Raw genomic sequence first — 16,138 nt, forward strand, 5'->3', positions numbered from 1 at the left:
CGCGAGGAGTGTTTCACGTGAAACATACCGACTTCGATGTTGTCGTCGTAGGTGGCGGCCATGCTGGATGTGACGCTGCGGCGGCCGCTGCAAGGGCAGGGGCGCGCACGGCACAGATCACTTTGCGGAAAGATGGCATCGGCGTCATGTCCTGTAACCCGGCCATTGGTGGCTTGGGGAAAGGTCACTTGGTGCGCGAGATTGATGCGCTTGACGGGGTGATGGGCCGGATCGCAGATAAATCCGGGATTCAATTTCGCCTTTTGAACCGACGAAAAGGTCCGGCTGTCCAAGGTCCGCGCGCGCAGGCGGATCGTAAAATCTACCGCACGGAGATGTTGGCGGAGTTGGAGGCGATCGAAAATTTGACGATCATCGAAGCGGAGGTCGCCGATCTCTTGCTTGTTGGCGATGTCGTAACCGGCGTCGTTTTAGGGGACCAATCAGAGATCAAAGCGGGTGCGGTGGTTTTGACGACTGGCACCTTCTTGAACGGTTTGATTCATATTGGCGAAGAACAGCGTCCGGGCGGGCGGATCGGCGATAAGCCCTCTGTCGCATTAGCAGAACGCCTTTATGGGCTCGAACTTCCGATGGGGCGTTTGAAAACGGGTACACCACCGCGACTGGACGGTAAAACCATCGCTTGGGATATTCTGGAAGAGCAGCCGGGTGATGAAGACCCTGTGGTGTTTTCTTTCCTCAATAAGAAGCCGTTTGCGCGTCAGGTGTCCTGCGGCATCACGCATACGAATGAGAAAACACATGATATCATTCGGGCGAACTTATCTCGGTCTGCGATGTATGGTGGTCACATCGAGGGTGTAGGTCCGCGGTATTGTCCGTCTATTGAAGACAAGATTGTTCGTTTTGCAGATAAGTCGTCTCATCAAATCTTCCTGGAGCCGGAAGGTGTGGATGACGATACTGTCTATCCGAACGGAATTTCGACCTCTCTGCCGCTCGAAGTGCAAGAGGCCTATGTGCGTTCCATTCGAGGGCTTGAGGACGTTAAAATTCTTCAGCCAGGTTATGCGATCGAATATGACTATGTTGACCCTCGTGCACTGCGACTGACCTTGGAATTGCGCGATGTGCCGGGCCTATTCTTGGCGGGCCAGATCAATGGGACGACAGGATATGAAGAAGCCGCTGCACAAGGTCTTGTGGCAGGATTGAACGCAGCGCGTAAATCTATGGGCCAAGATGGTGCGACATTCGCGCGTTCCGAAAGCTATATCGGTGTGATGATCGACGACCTCGTGACCCGCGGCGTGAGCGAACCTTATCGAATGTTCACGTCTCGTGCGGAGTTCCGATTGTCTTTGCGGGCGGATAATGCGGATCAGCGTCTGACGCCTCTTGGTAAAGACTTGGGTTTGGTTCACGAGCTGCGTGCAGAGATTTTCGATAAAAAGATGGAAGATCTTTCTAAAGGGCGCGTTTTGCTTGAACAGGAAAGTTACACTCCGAAGGAACTAAGTGCGGTCGGCGTGACCGTGAGCTCAGATGGCTCGCGTCGTACAGCCTATGAGGTTCTGGCATTTCCCAATGTCAGCTTCGACAACGTCATTTCCTTGAATCCTGATATTGCAACAATTTCGCCGGAGATACAGGAACAGCTGTCCCGCGATGCGCTCTATGCGAATTACATCGAACGCCAACAGCGCGATGTTGATGCAATGAAGCGGGATGAACTTCAGGTCATTCCGGATGATTTCGACTATTCGGCCCTCAGTGGCCTCTCGAATGAATTGCGCAGCAAATTGACCTTGGCGCGACCGCAGACGATTTCCCAAGCGGGACGGGTAGAGGGGATGACGCCTGCTGCCGTCACCTTGATTCTTGCTCGACTGCGTCAATCGCAAAGAGAGAAAGCGTCCTGATGACGTCCATGAAGTTTGCTGATGTAGATGTTTCACGTGAAACATTCGAGCGGCTGGAAACCTATCTGGCTTTACTAAAAAAATGGAATCCTGCGATCAATTTGGTGGCAAAATCTACCATTGAGATGGCCTGGGATCGCCATTTTGTAGATTCAGCACAAGTCTTCCGGATTGCACCAACTCCGCTCGGCCATTGGTGCGATTTAGGAAGTGGCGGTGGCTTTCCTGGGCTGATCTGCGCCACTATGGCTAGAGAATTCTCTCCTGAGACGAAGTTCACAATGGTGGAATCTGATCAACGCAAAGCCACCTTTTTGAGAACTGTTGTTCGAGAGCTGGATCTCAATGCAACAGTTAGATCAGAACGCATTGAAATGCTTGAGCCGATGGAAGCAGATCTAATTTCCGCGCGCGCTTTGGCCTCACTTCCGAAGCTTCTGGAGTATGTTGAACGACATTTGGCGCCGGGTGGACATGGATTGTTTTTGAAGGGCGCTTCTTTTCGCGAAGAGCTCGCCGAATCTCTTGAAAGCTGGCGCTTCAGCCACAAAGAATATGCGAGCGTAACGGATGCGGAATCCGTGATTCTGCTGATCGGAGATATAGAACGTGTCTGACTTTTCCCGTCCCAAGGGCCCGAAAATCATTGCTGTTGCGAACCAGAAAGGCGGGGTTGGAAAAACGACGACAGCGATCAATCTCGCGGCTGCTCTGGTGAAAAATGGCTGTCGCGTGCTTGTTGTCGATCTTGATCCCCAGGGGAATGCCTCCACTGGCTTCGGAATCGATCCGGAAAACCGCAGCTATACGACTTATGATCTCATTCTTGGCGAAGTCGATTTGCATGAGGTGATTCAAACAACTGAGTTTGAAAACCTTTGGATTTCTCCTGCGACTGTCGATCTGAGCTCCGCCGATATCGAGATGGTCACAAATGAAAAGCGCAGTTTCCTGCTACATGATGCCTTGCGGCAGCATGCGATTGACGATTTTGCTTTCGATTTTATCCTAATCGACTGTCCGCCGTCTCTGAGTTTGTTGACGGTGAACGCTATGGTGGCGGCCGAATCCGTCCTGGTGCCGTTGCAGAGCGAGTTCTTTGCGTTGGAAGGTCTTTCTCAGCTCATGCTGACCGTGCGAGAAGTTCGCCAAACAGCAAATTCCAAGCTGCGTATCGAAGGTGTTGTGTTGACCATGTATGATCAACGCAACAACTTGTCTCGCCAGGTCGAACAGGATGCGCGTGACAACCTTGGCGATTTGGTCTTCGAAACCGTAATTCCGCGCAATGTGCGTATCAGTGAAGCGCCTTCTTTCGCTTTGCCCGTTTTGGATTATGATCCGATGTCTAAAGGCAGCTTGGCTTATCAGGCGCTGGCGAAAGAAGTGATTGCGAAAAAAGGACGATAAAATGGCAAATCCGAGCAAACCCAAAAACCGCGGCCTAGGGCGCGGCCTTTCTGCTTTGATGGCGGATGTGGCACAGGATAAGCCTGATGAACAATCTGTGGAGGATGAGCCGCGTCGGGCCGATATGTTGGTGCCAATCGAGAGAATCGTACCAAATCCTGATCAGCCTCGACGAACCTTTAATCAGTCAGCGCTTGATGAACTGGCCGATTCCATTCGTGAAAAAGGCGTCATTCAGCCTCTCATCGTTCGCGAAAGTCCTCGCAAAGCCGGCGAATATGAAATTGTGGCGGGTGAACGTCGTTGGCGGGCATCTCAGCTTGCACGTTTGCATGAGCTTCCGGTTTTGGTGCGGGAATATTCCGACACTGAGGTGCTCGAAGTCGCGATTATCGAGAACATCCAGCGTTCTGATCTCAACGCAATCGAAGAGGCGGCCGGTTACCAGCAATTGATGGAGCGATTTGGGCATACGCAAGAAAAGCTGTCCGATGCTTTGGGGAAAAGCCGGAGTCATATCGCGAACCTGATCCGACTTTTGAACCTGCCGAGCGATGTGCAAGCGTTTGTTATTTCAGGGCAGCTGTCCGCTGGTCATGCCCGGGCCCTGATCACGGCTGAGGATCCTTCCGCATTGGCAAAGAAAGTCATTGAGGGTGGCCTTTCTGTGCGAGAAACGGAGCGTTTGGCGAAGGCTGAAAAGACACCAAGCCAGCCCAAAGCCGAGAAATCTTATAAATCTTCGGACAAAGATGCAGATACTAGGGCGCTTGAGGCCGATCTTTCCGCAGCAATCCGGATGAAGGTGAATATTGATCATAAGGATGGCACTGAGAAAGGCGTCCTTTCGGTGTCCTATGACTCTTTGGATGAGCTGGATGCTCTTTGCGGCATCCTGTCTCGTGGCGCTTAAATATCCGGGATTAGATCGCGGATGATCGCGTTCAGAACTGGCCGACCTTTCTGGGTGACAGAAAGGCGGCCATTTTCGATTTTGATGAACTCATCTTCAATCAAGTATTTGTTTTCAATGATAAATTCTTGTTCCAAGAGAGTTGAAATCCGTGCAATATCGATACCCTCGGTGATCCGAAGACCCATCATCAGATATTCGATGGCTTGATCGTATCCACTTACAGTTTCACGTGGATTTTCACCGTGTCCGTTTTGATCAACGGATTTCAGCCATTGGCTCGGGGCGAGGGGCGTATCGATGGCGTATTTCTGGCCGCCCAAGGTAAGTCTTCCATGTGCACCAGGGCCAATTCCCGCATAATCACCGTAACGCCAGTAAATGAGATTATGGCGGCTCTCAGAGCCACTTTGGGCGTGATTAGAGACTTCATAAGCAGGCATTCCAGCCTTTTCACACACTTCTTGCGTGACGAAGTACATGTCAGCGGCGCTATCGTCGGAAGGCAGACCGCGCAAAAGTCCTCGATCATAGCGATCACCGAAGGCGGTGCCTTGTTCGATGGTCAGCTGATAGAGCGACAGGTGATCGACGGCCATAGAGAGAGCTACGCGCAATTCCGTCCGCCAGGCTTCTGGTGTTTGTCCTTGTCGCGCATAAATCAGGTCAAAACTCACGCGATCAAAGGTGTTTCGCGCAATATCGAAAGCTTTGTGAGCCTCTGAGACTGAATGCATGCGCCCGAGACGTTTCAAATCCTCGTCATGAAGCGATTGAATGCCCATGGAGACACGATTGACGCCTGCGTCGCGATAGCCCTGAAATCGCCCGGCTTCGACAGAGGTGGGGTTGGCTTCAAGCGTGATTTCAATATCATTCGCAAGTGTCCAACAGTTTCGAACCTTGCTCAAAATGGCATTTACAAGCTCTGGATCCATCAATGACGGTGTGCCGCCGCCAAAGAACACGGTGTTCAACACACGGTCGGATGTTTCCCGTGAAACACGCTCGATCTCGGACAGATAAGCGCGCTCCCATGCGGATTGATCAATCGTCGCAGCCACATGGGAGTTGAAATCGCAGTAGGGGCATTTCGCCTGGCAAAACGGCCAATGGATGTAGAGACCAAAGCCTCCGTTTTGCCAGTCTTCCATGATTATCCCTTGAACGCCGTGATTTCGATTTCGATCAGCATCTCGGGTTTGATGAGATCGGCGACAACCATGGTGGCCGCAGGGCGAATATCGGCGAGGAATTCACCCAAGGCCGGGACAACTTCGTTCACCAAAGCCGCGTCGGTGATCGTGTATTGCACCCGCACCGCATCTTTCAGCGAAAATCCTTCGCCTTCCAGCACGCCGGAAATGGTTTTGAAACAGTTTCGAGCTTGATCGGCGACGCTCTCCGGCATGGTCATCGTGCTGTAATCGTAGCCGGTGGTGCCGGACACGAAACACCAGTCGCCTTGCACGACGGCGCGGGAATAGCCCATGACTTTTTCGAAATCAGAGCCGGAGGAGATCAGTTTGCGGGTACTCATTTAGCGAGATCCTTAAAGGGTCCGGAGACCAGTTGACGAAACGCATCGGCGCGGTGGCTCATGGCCTGTTTGCGCGCAGGGTCCATTTCACCGAAGGTTTCCGTTTCACCTTCGGCGACGAACATCGGGTCGTAACCAAAGCCGCGCTTTCCGCGTGCGGGCCAAACGATGCGGCCTTCGACCTTGCCTTCGAAAATCTCGTCATGACCATCAGGCCAGGCGAGGCAGAGCGTGCAACAGAACCGTGCGGTGTGGGGTTCGGCCGTGTTTGACTCTTCGAGGCGGTCCCAGACCTTTTGCATCGCCATCGGAAAATCGCGGCCATTTGGGGTTTCTGCCCAGTCCGCGGAATACACGCCGGGTGCCCCATCCAGACCGTCAACTGCGAGGCCGCTGTCATCGGAAAGGGCCGGGAGGCCGCTGGATTTGGCAGCAAAATGCGCTTTGATCCGGGCGTTGCCGACAAAGGTGTCTTCGGTCTCGTCCGGCTCTTCGAACCCGAGATCACCAGCGGAGACCACCTCGATCCCGAAAGGCTCCAAAAGCTCCGCAATCTCGCGAAGCTTGCCTTTGTTGTGAGAGGCGAGAACCAGTTTGGTGCCGTCGAAAGCGCGCATTATGCTACCGCAGCGTTTTGAGCCGAAACCAGCTCAGCAACGCCTTTTTCGGCCAGATCGAGCAGTTCGTTCATCTGCGCGCGCGAATAGGTGGCGCCTTCGGCACTCATCTGGGTTTCGATCATCTGACCGTTGGCAAGCATGATGAAATTGCCGTCCACACCGGCCTCGGAATCCTCCGGGTAATCCAGATCGAGCACGGGCTGACCGGCATAAATGCCACAGGACACTGCCGCCACATTCGAAATCAGCGGATCGGAGGTGATCGCACCGGATTTCAACAGTTTGTTCACTGCCAAACGCAGCGCCACCCAACCGCCGGTGATCGACGCACAACGCGTGCCGCCATCGGCCTGAATGACATCACAGTCGACGGTGATCTGACGTTCGCCAAGGGCCACGCGATCCACGCCAGCGCGCAGGGAACGCCCGATCAGACGTTGAATTTCAACGGTACGACCACCTTGTTTGCCTTGGGTCGCCTCACGACGCATCCGCGAGGAGGTCGAGCGCGGCAGCATACCGTATTCTGCCGTCACCCAGCCCTGGCCCGAATTGCGCATAAAGGGCGGCACACGCTCCTCGATCGTAGCGGTGCAGAGAACATGCGTGTCTCCGCAACGGATCAGGCAGGAGCCCTCGGCATGTTTCGTCACGCCGGTCTCGATTGAAATCGGCCGCATTTCGTCTAAATTTCTACCTGAGGGTCGCATGCTATATCCTTCCGCATCTGTTGCGGCAGACATAACGAAGAGCAGCTCAGACGTGCAAGCCTCATTGACCCTCGGTCTCGATGTCTTTTAATGGCGAAGGGTCTTGGAAGACGCAGGAAGAATGACGGATCGTGTAAATCTCATCGCTGAAATGAATGACCGGTCGCGCGAAGTGTTTCGCCGCGTGGTTGAGGGCTATCTTGAAAGCGGCGGACCTGTGGGGTCACGGACGCTGACGCGGACGATGAGCGAAAAAGTCTCCGCCGCGACCGTGCGCAACGTCATGCAGGACCTCGAATATCTCGGGCTTTTGGACAGTCCACATGTGTCGGCAGGTCGGGTTCCGACACAGCTTGGTCTGCGTTTGTTTGTGGACGGTTTATTGGAGGTCGGCACGGTCACCGACGACGTGCGCGAAAAGATGGAATTGACCATCCGCAACGAACATCACGATGTGAATGGGGCTTTGGACCGTGTCGGGTCGGCTCTGTCGGGTTTGACACAAGGCGCCAGTCTTGTGTTGGCGCCTAAACACGAAGCGCCTGTAAAGCATGTGGAAATCGTCAATCTCGCGCCGGACCGTGCGTTGGTTGTTCTTGTCTTTGCCGACGGCCATGTCGAAAACCGCATTTTCACGCCGCCGATGGGGCAAACCCCGTCGTCGCTGCGTGAGGCGACGAATTTCCTGAATTCCCTGGTTGAGGGCAAGACGCTCTCTGAGCTGCGGACAACGGTTGAACGCGAGATCAAAACGCGGCGCCAGGAGCTCGATAGCCTGGCTGCCGATCTGATCGAAAACGGCTCTGCGTTTTGGGAAGGCGAGGGATCGCATTACGAGCGGTTGATCGTGCGCGGGCGTGCCAATCTTTTGGGGGAAAGCGCAGAAGCCGAAGAGCTTGATCGCATCAGAAGCCTGTTCGATGATCTCGAAAAGAAACGCGACATCGCGGAATTTCTCGAACTGACCGAAGATGGCGAGGGCGTGCGCATTTTCATTGGCTCAGAGAACAAACTTTTCTCACTTTCGGGTTCCTCTTTGGTGGTTTCTCCATATATGAACGCTGAACGAAAAATTATCGGTGCCGTGGGTGTCATCGGGCCGACTCGCCTCAACTACGGGCGGATCGTGCCGATTGTCGATTACACGGCCCAACTTGTCGGACGGATTGTGTCAGGCAAGGCTTGAAAGGTGAAATATGACGGATCCGAAGAAAGACATGTCTGAAGAGATCAAAACCAACGTCGAAGAAGAGATCATCGACATCACCTCTGATGAAGCGCTTGAAGACCCGGAAACAGGCGATCTGTCGGAGGAACTGGAACAGCTCCGCGCAGAACGCGATGAATTCCGGGATCGTTTCATGCGGGCTGTTGCCGATGCGGAAAACTCCCGCAAGCGCGCGGATCGTGATCGTCGGGAGGCGGAAAACTATGGTGGGTCGAAACTGGCCCGCGATATGTTGCCGGTCTTCGACAATATGAAGCGTGCGATTGATGCGATTGCCGAGGATCAACGTGAAACGCAGGCCGCCCTGATCGAAGGGATCGAGCTGACCATGCGCGAGCTTCTGAACACCTTCTCGAAACACGGTATTCAGATCGTGAACCCGGACGTGGGCGAGACCTTCGATCCGCAAATTCACGAAGCCATGTTCGAGGCCCCCGTGCCCGGCACCAAAGCCGGCGACATCATCCAGGTGATGAACGTGGGCTTCATGATCCACGACCGCCTGTTGCGTCCGGCACAAGTGGGTGTGTCTTCGACCCCGGCTTAATTCAACGCTTTGAGGTCATAGAGAAGTTGTAAAGCTTCTCGCGGAGTAAGCTCGTCGGGAGAAATCTCGGCGAGCTTTTTCTCAACCTCACTTTCTTTAACCACGACCGGCTTTGCAGCTGGCGGTACCGCCGCGAACAGGGGAAGATCATCGATGATCGCTTTGGGGTTGGCAGCGTTATCGGCCTGACCTTTCTCCAAAGCCTCCAAAACGGATTTCGCTCGCTCGACCACGGCATCTGGCAGGCCCGCAAGTCGGGCGACTTGCACACCGTAGGACCGATCCGCTTTGCCCTTGATCACCTCATGAAGGAAAATGACTTCGCCTTCCCATTCCTTGACCGACACGGTGGCGTTTTCCGCGCCAGACAGTTTGTCGGAAAGGCTGGTCATCTCGTGATAGTGCGTCGCAAACAGCGCCCGGCACTTGTTGACATCATGCAGATGCTCAAGCGTCGCCCAAGCGATCGACAAGCCGTCATAGGTTGCCGTGCCGCGCCCGATTTCATCCAAAATCACGAGGGCTCGGTCGTCAGCCTGATTGAGGATCGCGGCGGTTTCCACCATTTCGACCATGAAGGTCGAGCGCCCGCGCGCCAGATCGTCAGAAGCACCGACGCGCGAGAAAAGTTGGGACACAATGCCGATATGCGCAGAATCGGCAGGCACGTAAGAGCCAGCCTGCGCAATCAAGGCAATCAACGCGTTTTGGCGCAGAAATGTCGATTTACCGGCCATGTTTGGCCCGGTCAAAAGCCAGATCGCCGCACCATCGTGTCCGTCAGACAGATCACAATCGTTGGCGACGAATTTGTCACCACCTTGTTTGCGTAGAGCGCGCTCAACGACCGGATGACGACCGCCGGAAATCAGGAATTCTCGACCCAAATCCACCTGAGGACGGGTCCAGCCTTCGCTGACAGAAAGATCGGCGAGCGCTGTGATCAAGTCCAGCTCGGCCAGCGCGCCGGAGGCATCGTTGATCGCGGGGGCCTGCTCCAAAATCGCCATGCGCAGCGTTTCATAGAGGCGCTTTTCGATCTCAAGCGCGCGACCACCGGCGTTGTGGATTTTTGTCTCCAGTTCGGAAAGCTCCAGCGTTGTGAACCGCACCTGATTGGCGGTCGTTTGACGGTGGATGAAGGTTTCCGACAAGGAATGCATCTTTTCGGCGTGGGTTGATGTGGTTTCGATGAAGTAGCCGAGGACATTGTTGTGTTTGACCTTGAGAGACTGAACGCCGGTCATCTCCGCATATTTCATCTGCAAGGAGGCAATCACACCGCGCCCTTCGTCGCGCAGCGTGCGAGATTCATCGAGTTCCTCGTGGTAACCAGTGGCGATAAATCCACCGTCCCGTGCAAGCAGTGGTGGCTCGGCGATCAGAGCCGCATCGAGCAAGTCGATCAGCTCAGCCTGTCCTGTGAGGAATGCCATTTTCTGCTGGATTAGGGTCGAAACAGGCTTGTTTTCCAGCAAACTATAGATGTTTTCGGCTTGCGAGAGGCCGTTGCGAATGGCGGCCAAATCGCGCGGGCCTCCGCGTTCAAGCCCGAGACGTGACAGCGAACGTTCCATGTCGGGAACCTTCCGCAGCGCCTCGCGCAGCGCTTGGGCGGTTTGGGTATTCTCAATTGCAAAGCTGATCGCATCGAGCCGCGCGGAGATTGTATCGACGTCGCGCGAGGGGCTCGACAGTCTGCGTTCAAGAAGACGTCCACCTGCGGCCGTCACTGTGCGATCCATCGTAGCGATCAGTGAGCCCTCGCGACCGCCGGACAGGGCATGCGAAATCTCAAGGTTGCGACGTGTTGAGGCGTCAATTTGCATCGCGCCGCGCAGCGATTCACGAATGGGGCGGCGTACGAGGGGCAATTTGCCTTTTTGCGTGATGTCGAGGTAATCGACGATGGCGCCCATGGCGGCCACTTCGGGCAGGGTGAACTGTCCAAAGGCCTCAAGAGACGAGACGCTGAACAGCGATGTCAGCCGGGTTTGGGCAGACGTACTGTCGAAAGACGCGCGCGACAATTCGGTGATGCGATCATGGAAATCAGGCACAAACTCTGCCCAATTCGCCTCATTGGCCTCAGACACGACGATCTCGGATGGATTAAGCCGGGCAAGCTCCGGGCCAAGACCGACAAGCGGGCAGGGCATCACGTGAAAGGCGCCGGTCGAGATGTCGACCCAGGCCAACGCACCCTCTTCGCGAATTTCCGCATAAGCTGCGAGGTAGTTGTGACGGCGCGCATCCAAAAGCGTGTCTTCGGTCAATGTGCCCGGCGTCACCAAGCGGACCACATCGCGTTTGACCACGGCTTTTGAGCCGCGCTTTTTCGCCTCGCTCGGATCTTCGAGCTGCTCACACACCGCGACTTTGAAACCCTTGCGAATGAGATTGAGCAAATAGGTCTCGGCGGCATGCACGGGAACGCCGCACATCGGAATGTCATCGCCCGCATGTTTGCCGCGTTTTGTCAGGGCAATGTCGAGTGCCTCAGAGGCGGCAATCGCATCGTCAAAGAACATCTCGTAAAAATCGCCCATGCGATAAAACAGAAGAGCATCGCGATGGCGCGATTTGATCTCGAGATATTGCGCCATCATCGGCGTTGCGGCGGGGGTTTCAGTGGCCACGATGTAGGTCCCTGTCTAATTTCGCCCCAACTTAACGACCCAATATGTGGCGTAAAGAGCCAGATCGCGTTCTTTTTGTTGAGACCGAGGCGGGGTGTGGGTAAGTAGTCCGAACTGACGGCGAGGAGGCCACCCGAATGTCCAAGACCAAACAAACGCGCGAAGAAGCGCTCGCATTTCACATGGACCCACGTCCCGGCAAGTTCGATGTCGCACCGAGCGTGCCGATGACAACGCAACGGGATCTGTCGCTGGCCTATTCGCCGGGTGTGGCTGTGCCCTGCGAGGAAATCGCGAAAGCGCCGGAGACGGCCTATGATTACACGAACAAGGGCAACCTCGTTGCGGTGATTTCGAACGGGACGGCGGTTTTGGGCCTTGGCAATCTTGGCGCTCTGGCGTCCAAGCCAGTGATGGAAGGCAAGGCGGTTCTGTTCAAACGCTTTGCCGACGTGAACTCCATCGACATCGAGCTGGACACAGAAGACCCCGAAGAGATCATCCGCGCGGTGCGTCTCATGGGTCCGAGTTTTGGTGGCATCAATCTTGAGGACATCAAGGCGCCTGAGTGTTTCATCATCGAGCAGCGTCTCAAGGAAGAGATGGACATCCCCGTCTTCCACGATGACCAACACGGCACGGCCGTGATCTGTGCGGCAGGTTTGATCAACGCGCTGCATATTTCCGGCAAGAAGATTGAGGATTGTAAGATTGTCCTCAACGGGGCTGGTGCTGCCGGGATTGCTTGTCTTGAACTGGTCAAAGCCATGGGTGCGAAACATGACAATTGCATCATGTGCGACACCAAAGGCGTGATTTATCAGGGCCGTACCGAAGGTATGAACCAGTGGAAGTCGGCCCACGCCGCTGTCACGGACGCCCGCACTTTGGGCGAAGCGATGGTGGATGCCGATGTGTTCCTTGGCGTTTCGGCCAAGGGCGCCGTGACCCAGGATATGGTGAAGAGCATGGCGCCGAATGCTGTGATTTTCGCGATGGCGAACCCCGATCCGGAGATCACGCCCGAAGATGCCCACGCCGTGCGTGATGACGTGATCGTGGCGACCGGGCGTTCGGATTATCCGAACCAGGTGAACAACGTGTTGGGCTTTCCCTACCTGTTCCGGGGTGCGCTCGACATCCATGCCCGTGCGATCAACGACGAGATGAAAATTGCCTGTGCCGAAGCGCTGGCGGCTTTGGCGCGCGAAGATGTGCCGGACGAGGTGGCCTTGGCCTACGGTCGCAAACTGACCTTTGGCCGCGATTACATCATTCCGACGCCCTTTGACCCGCGTTTGATCTACACGATCCCGCCAGCGGTGGCTCAGGTCGGCATGGATACGGGCGTGGCCCGGCGTCCGATCATCGACATGGAAGGCTACGCACAGGACCTTCAAGCCCGGATGGACCCGACCGCGCAAATCCTGCAGGGTCTCTATGCCCGTGCGCGTCAGGCACAGGCGACGATGGTTTTTTCCGAAGGCGACGATCCGCGTGTTCTGCGGGCTGCCGTGGCCTATCATCGTGGCGGCTTCGGCCGGGCTTTGGTCGTTGGACGCACCGAAGATGTGCAGGCCAAGCTGCAAGAAGAGGGTCTTGGCGAAGCGATGTCCGAGATTGAAATCGTGAATGCGGCCAACACGCAGCACCTCTCTGAGTACAAAGACTTCCTCTACAACCGACTTCAACGCACCGGTTTTGACCAAAAGGACATTCACCGTCTGGCCGCCCGCGACCGTCATGCGTTTTCCGCTTTGATGTTGGCACATGGCCATGCCGACGGTCTCGTGACGGGTGCGACGCGCAAATCCGCGCATGTGCTCGACCGGATCAATTCGGTTTTCGATGCGAAGGCGGAAGATGGCGCCGTGGGCGTCACCGCCGTTTTGCACAAAGGCCGGATCATTTTCATCGCCGATACGCTCGTGCATGAATGGCCGGAAGAGGAAGATCTCGCCGACATCGCCACCGCCGCCGCCGCTGTGGCGCGCAAGATGGGGATCGAACCGCGGGTCGCTTTTGTTTCGTTCTCGACCTTCGGCTATCCGGTCTCCGAGCGGGCCAACAAAATGCACATCGCGCCGCAAGTCCTCGACAAACGCGGTGTCGATTTCGAATATGATGGCGAGATGACCGTCGATGTGGCGCTGAATCCCGATGTCATGTCGGCCTATCCGTTCTGTCGCCTGTCTGGGCCTGCGAATATCCTCGTGGTGCCGGCGCGTCACTCCGCATCTATTTCGGTGAAATTGATGCAGGAAATGGCCGGTGCGACCGTGATCGGGCCGATTTTGACCGGTGTCGACAAGCCGATTCAGATTTGTTCAACGGTTTCGACTGTAAACGATATTTTGAATATGGCCGTGCTCGCTGCGTGTAAGGTGGGACAGACAAAGTAAAAAGTAGGAGGTTTGTGATGGCGATCTTTAATCTGGGTTCGGTGAACATCGACCATTTCTATATGCTTCCTCATTTTCCCGAGCCGGGAGAAACCCTTTCCGCGACGGGCCATAAGCTTGGCCTTGGCGGAAAGGGCATGAACCAATCGGTCGCGGCCGCGAAGGCCGGGGCTGAGGTCTTTCATATCGGTGCGATTGGTCAGTCTGACACTTGGGTTCGTAAGCGCATCGAAGGCTATGGCGTGAACTGCAAATACCTGCGCGAAGTCACCGAGGCGACGGGGCACGCCGTGATCTATGTCGATCCCGAGGGCGAAAACATGATCGTCCTTGATCCGGGCGCGAATGTGAAACAGGACAGCGAATTCGTTGTCGAGGCGATTGATCAGGCAAAGGCGTCGGATACGCTTTTGCTGCAAAACGAAACCAACCTGCAACCCCAAGCCGCGACCTTTGCCTTGGTCAAGGGCATGCGGGTGATCTATTCTGCGGCACCATTTTCGATCAGGGCGGTGAAAGAGCTGATCCCCGACGTCTCCATGTTGGTGATGAATTCGGTCGAAGCCTCTCAGCTCTGCACCGAAATGGGTGTGGCTTTGGAACAAATCCCCGCGCCGCAGGTCATGGTGACCTTGGGCAGCCAAGGCGCCATGTGGCGGTCCAATGAGACGGGCGAGGTGATCGAGGTGACATCGCCGAAGGTCACGCCGGTCGACACCACAGCGGCGGGGGACACCTACATCGGCTATGTCGCCGCCGGGCTCGATCTTGGCATGCCGATCAAGGCGGCGATGGAATGGGCGGTTCAGGCTGCGGCGTTGAAAGTCACGCGCGCCGGAACGGCGGACGCGATCCCCTCGGCTGATGAGGTGAAGAGCTTTCGCGCGGCTTAAGTCATTGACGATCTAAAGAAAAAGGGCGCCCAAGTGGACGCCCTTTTGTCATTTCGAGTTCAGTGGACCCGTTATTTCTTCAAACGACGGTTCCGTGCGGCCAAAAGTTTCAGGCGCAGCGCGTTGAGCTGGATAAAGCCTGCGGCGTCTTTCTGATCGTAAGCACCAGCATCGTCTTCGAAAGTCACGTGGGCTTCGGAATAAAGCGAGGCTTCGGACGACCGGGCCACCGTGAAGGCGGAGCCTTTGTAGAGTTTCAGGCGCACATTGCCAGAGACATGCTCTTGCGATTTGTCGATGGCTGCCTGAAGCATTTCGCGCTCCGGGGAGAACCAGAAGCCGTTGTAGATCAGCTCGGCGTAGCGCGGCATCAGGCTGTCTTTCAGGTGACCTGCGCCGGAGTCGAGCGTGATTTGTTCGATGCCACGGTGCGCTTCCAACAGGATGGTGCCGCCCGGGGTTTCATAGATGCCGCGAGATTTCATGCCGACGAAACGGTTCTCGACGAAATCGAGACGCCCGATGCCATGCTTGCGGCCATATTCGTTCAGCTCGGTCAGGATCGTCGCCGGGCTCATCGCCACGCCGTTGATCGCCACGGCGTCACCCTTTTCAAAGGTGATCTCGATGAACTCGGGCTCATTCGGCGCATCCTCGGGGTGAACCGTGCGCTGGTAGACGTAATCGGGTGCTTCCTGTGCCGGATCTTCGAGCACCTTGCCCTCGGACGAGGTGTGCAGAAGGTTCGCGTCGACAGAGAACGGCGCTTCGCCACGTTTGTCTTTCGCGATCGGGATTTGGTTCTTCTCAGCGAAATCCAAAAGTTTCGTGCGCGAGGTCAGATCCCATTCCCGCCAGGGTGCGATCACTTTGATGTCGGGGTTGAGCGCGTAGGCCGAAAGCTCGAACCGCACCTGATCGTTGCCCTTGCCGGTCGCACCGTGGGCGACAGCGTCGGCGCCGGTTTGTTCGGCGATCTCGACCAGACGTTTGGAGATCAGCGGGCGCGCGATGGAAGTGCCCAGAAGATAGAGGCCTTCGTACACAGCATTGGCGCGGAACATCGGGAAGACGAAATCGCGCACGAACTCTTCGCGCACGTCTTCGATGTAGATGTTTTCCGGCTTGATGCCGAGCATCTCAGCCTTTTTTCGCGCCGGGTCCAGTTCCTCACCTTGGCCGAGATCGGCAGTAAAGGTCACAACCTCACAGCCATATTCGGTCTGGAGCCATTTCAGGATGATCGAGGTATCGAGGCCGCCGGAGTAGGCGAGAACCACTTTTTTGGGCGCAGACATGAGACTTTCCTTTTGCGGATATCGCCCGGGCGATTATCGGGTTTTCGTGCCA

The 16,138-nt window shown here is 55.8% G+C and carries 14 protein-coding genes; 8 read left to right on the forward strand and 6 right to left on the reverse strand.

The genetic code is table 11. From position 1 onward, the window contains the following. Positions 1–17: 17 nt before the first annotated feature. The 4 genes from mnmG to HCZ23_RS07820 are packed head-to-tail and all read left to right on the forward strand — an operon-like array spanning position 18 to position 4,209. A complete protein-coding gene (mnmG, locus tag HCZ23_RS07805; RefSeq protein WP_167601164.1) occupies positions 18–1,886 on the forward strand; it encodes a tRNA uridine-5-carboxymethylaminomethyl(34) synthesis enzyme MnmG in 1,869 nt (622 codons plus the stop codon). After that, positions 1,886–2,503 (forward strand): 16S rRNA (guanine(527)-N(7))-methyltransferase RsmG, encoded by a 618-nt coding sequence (rsmG, locus tag HCZ23_RS07810; protein ID WP_167601165.1) that lies wholly within the window; start codon positions 1,886–1,888, stop codon positions 2,501–2,503. Before mnmG ends, rsmG begins: the two co-directional genes overlap by 1 nt. Further along, the gene (locus tag HCZ23_RS07815) at positions 2,496–3,296 is read left to right on the forward strand and encodes an AAA family ATPase (RefSeq protein WP_167601167.1); all 801 of its coding nucleotides are present in this window, start codon (positions 2,496–2,498) and stop codon (positions 3,294–3,296) included. The genes rsmG and HCZ23_RS07815 overlap by 8 nt, the downstream gene beginning before the upstream one ends. Before the next feature lies 1 nt (position 3,297). Further along, positions 3,298–4,209: a ParB/RepB/Spo0J family partition protein gene (locus HCZ23_RS07820; protein WP_167601168.1), complete on the forward strand. Its 912-nt coding sequence runs from the start codon at positions 3,298–3,300 to the stop codon at positions 4,207–4,209. Here the strand turns inward: HCZ23_RS07820 and hemW are convergent. Genes hemW through rph form a run of 4 tightly spaced genes read right to left on the reverse strand, consistent with a single transcriptional unit; the run spans position 4,206 to position 7,079 of the window. Continuing rightward, positions 4,206–5,363: a radical SAM family heme chaperone HemW gene (gene hemW / locus HCZ23_RS07825; protein WP_167601170.1), complete on the reverse strand. Its 1,158-nt coding sequence runs from the start codon at positions 5,361–5,363 to the stop codon at positions 4,206–4,208. The two genes, HCZ23_RS07820 and hemW, sit on opposite strands and share 4 nt — an antisense overlap. Before the next feature lie 2 nt (positions 5,364–5,365). Beyond that, positions 5,366–5,749 (reverse strand): RidA family protein, encoded by a 384-nt coding sequence (locus HCZ23_RS07830; RefSeq protein ID WP_167601172.1) that lies wholly within the window; start codon positions 5,747–5,749, stop codon positions 5,366–5,368. After that, complete coding sequence (gene rdgB, locus HCZ23_RS07835; protein ID WP_167601174.1) at positions 5,746–6,366, reverse strand: RdgB/HAM1 family non-canonical purine NTP pyrophosphatase; 621 nt, start codon at positions 6,364–6,366, stop codon at positions 5,746–5,748. Before rdgB ends, HCZ23_RS07830 begins: the two co-directional genes overlap by 4 nt. Continuing rightward, the gene (rph, locus tag HCZ23_RS07840; RefSeq protein WP_167601176.1) at positions 6,366–7,079 is read right to left on the reverse strand and encodes a ribonuclease PH; all 714 of its coding nucleotides are present in this window, start codon (positions 7,077–7,079) and stop codon (positions 6,366–6,368) included. The genes rdgB and rph overlap by 1 nt, the downstream gene beginning before the upstream one ends. A 121-nt stretch (positions 7,080–7,200) precedes the next feature. On the opposite strand from rph, the gene hrcA reads away from it, so the two are divergent. Together hrcA and HCZ23_RS07850 are read left to right on the forward strand one after the other, a co-directional pair. Next, a complete protein-coding gene (gene hrcA / locus HCZ23_RS07845) occupies positions 7,201–8,265 on the forward strand; it encodes a heat-inducible transcriptional repressor HrcA (RefSeq protein ID WP_167601177.1) in 1,065 nt (354 codons plus the stop codon). Between the two features lie 10 nt (positions 8,266–8,275). After that, positions 8,276–8,854, forward strand: coding sequence for a nucleotide exchange factor GrpE (locus HCZ23_RS07850; protein WP_167601178.1), 579 nt, complete (start codon positions 8,276–8,278; stop codon positions 8,852–8,854). Here HCZ23_RS07850 and mutS read toward each other — a convergent pair. Then, entirely contained in the window at positions 8,851–11,463 is a 2,613-nt protein-coding gene (gene mutS, locus HCZ23_RS07855) for a DNA mismatch repair protein MutS (RefSeq protein ID WP_167601387.1), read from the reverse strand. The two genes, HCZ23_RS07850 and mutS, sit on opposite strands and share 4 nt — an antisense overlap. Before the next feature lie 167 nt (positions 11,464–11,630). Between mutS and HCZ23_RS07860 the strand changes: the two genes are divergently transcribed. Further along, entirely contained in the window at positions 11,631–13,895 is a 2,265-nt protein-coding gene (locus HCZ23_RS07860; protein ID WP_167601179.1) for an NADP-dependent malic enzyme, read from the forward strand. 17 nt (positions 13,896–13,912) lie between these two features. Then, positions 13,913–14,788, forward strand: coding sequence for a ribokinase (locus HCZ23_RS07865; RefSeq protein ID WP_167601180.1), 876 nt, complete (start codon positions 13,913–13,915; stop codon positions 14,786–14,788). 71 nt (positions 14,789–14,859) lie between these two features. On the opposite strand, the gene HCZ23_RS07870 is transcribed toward HCZ23_RS07865, so the two are convergent. Continuing rightward, complete coding sequence (locus HCZ23_RS07870) at positions 14,860–16,086, reverse strand: argininosuccinate synthase (RefSeq protein ID WP_167601181.1); 1,227 nt, start codon at positions 16,084–16,086, stop codon at positions 14,860–14,862. Positions 16,087–16,138 lie beyond the last annotated feature (52 nt).

This window comes from Celeribacter sp. HF31 (genome assembly GCF_011806455.1).
In the GTDB taxonomy this organism is placed as follows: domain Bacteria; phylum Pseudomonadota; class Alphaproteobacteria; order Rhodobacterales; family Rhodobacteraceae; genus Celeribacter.

Bases quoted from the DNA above. Each gene is read 5' to 3' on its own strand.
- rsmG (WP_167601165.1), top strand. From the start codon at position 1,886: ATGACGTCCATGAAGTTTGCTGATGTAGATGTTTCACGTGAAACATTC.
- HCZ23_RS07820 (WP_167601168.1), top strand. From the start codon at position 3,298: ATGGCAAATCCGAGCAAACCCAAAAACCGCGGCCTAGGGCGCGGCCTT.
- hemW (WP_167601170.1), bottom strand. From the start codon at position 5,363: ATGGAAGACTGGCAAAACGGAGGCTTTGGTCTCTACATCCATTGGCCG.
- HCZ23_RS07830 (WP_167601172.1), bottom strand. From the start codon at position 5,749: ATGAGTACCCGCAAACTGATCTCCTCCGGCTCTGATTTCGAAAAAGTC.
- rdgB (WP_167601174.1), bottom strand. From the start codon at position 6,366: ATGCGCGCTTTCGACGGCACCAAACTGGTTCTCGCCTCTCACAACAAA.
- rph (WP_167601176.1), bottom strand. From the start codon at position 7,079: ATGCGACCCTCAGGTAGAAATTTAGACGAAATGCGGCCGATTTCAATC.
- hrcA (WP_167601177.1), top strand. From the start codon at position 7,201: ATGACGGATCGTGTAAATCTCATCGCTGAAATGAATGACCGGTCGCGC.
- HCZ23_RS07850 (WP_167601178.1), top strand. From the start codon at position 8,276: ATGACGGATCCGAAGAAAGACATGTCTGAAGAGATCAAAACCAACGTC.
- mutS (WP_167601387.1), bottom strand. From the start codon at position 11,463: ATGATGGCGCAATATCTCGAGATCAAATCGCGCCATCGCGATGCTCTT.
- HCZ23_RS07860 (WP_167601179.1), top strand. From the start codon at position 11,631: ATGTCCAAGACCAAACAAACGCGCGAAGAAGCGCTCGCATTTCACATG.
- HCZ23_RS07865 (WP_167601180.1), top strand. From the start codon at position 13,913: ATGGCGATCTTTAATCTGGGTTCGGTGAACATCGACCATTTCTATATG.
- HCZ23_RS07870 (WP_167601181.1), bottom strand. From the start codon at position 16,086: ATGTCTGCGCCCAAAAAAGTGGTTCTCGCCTACTCCGGCGGCCTCGAT.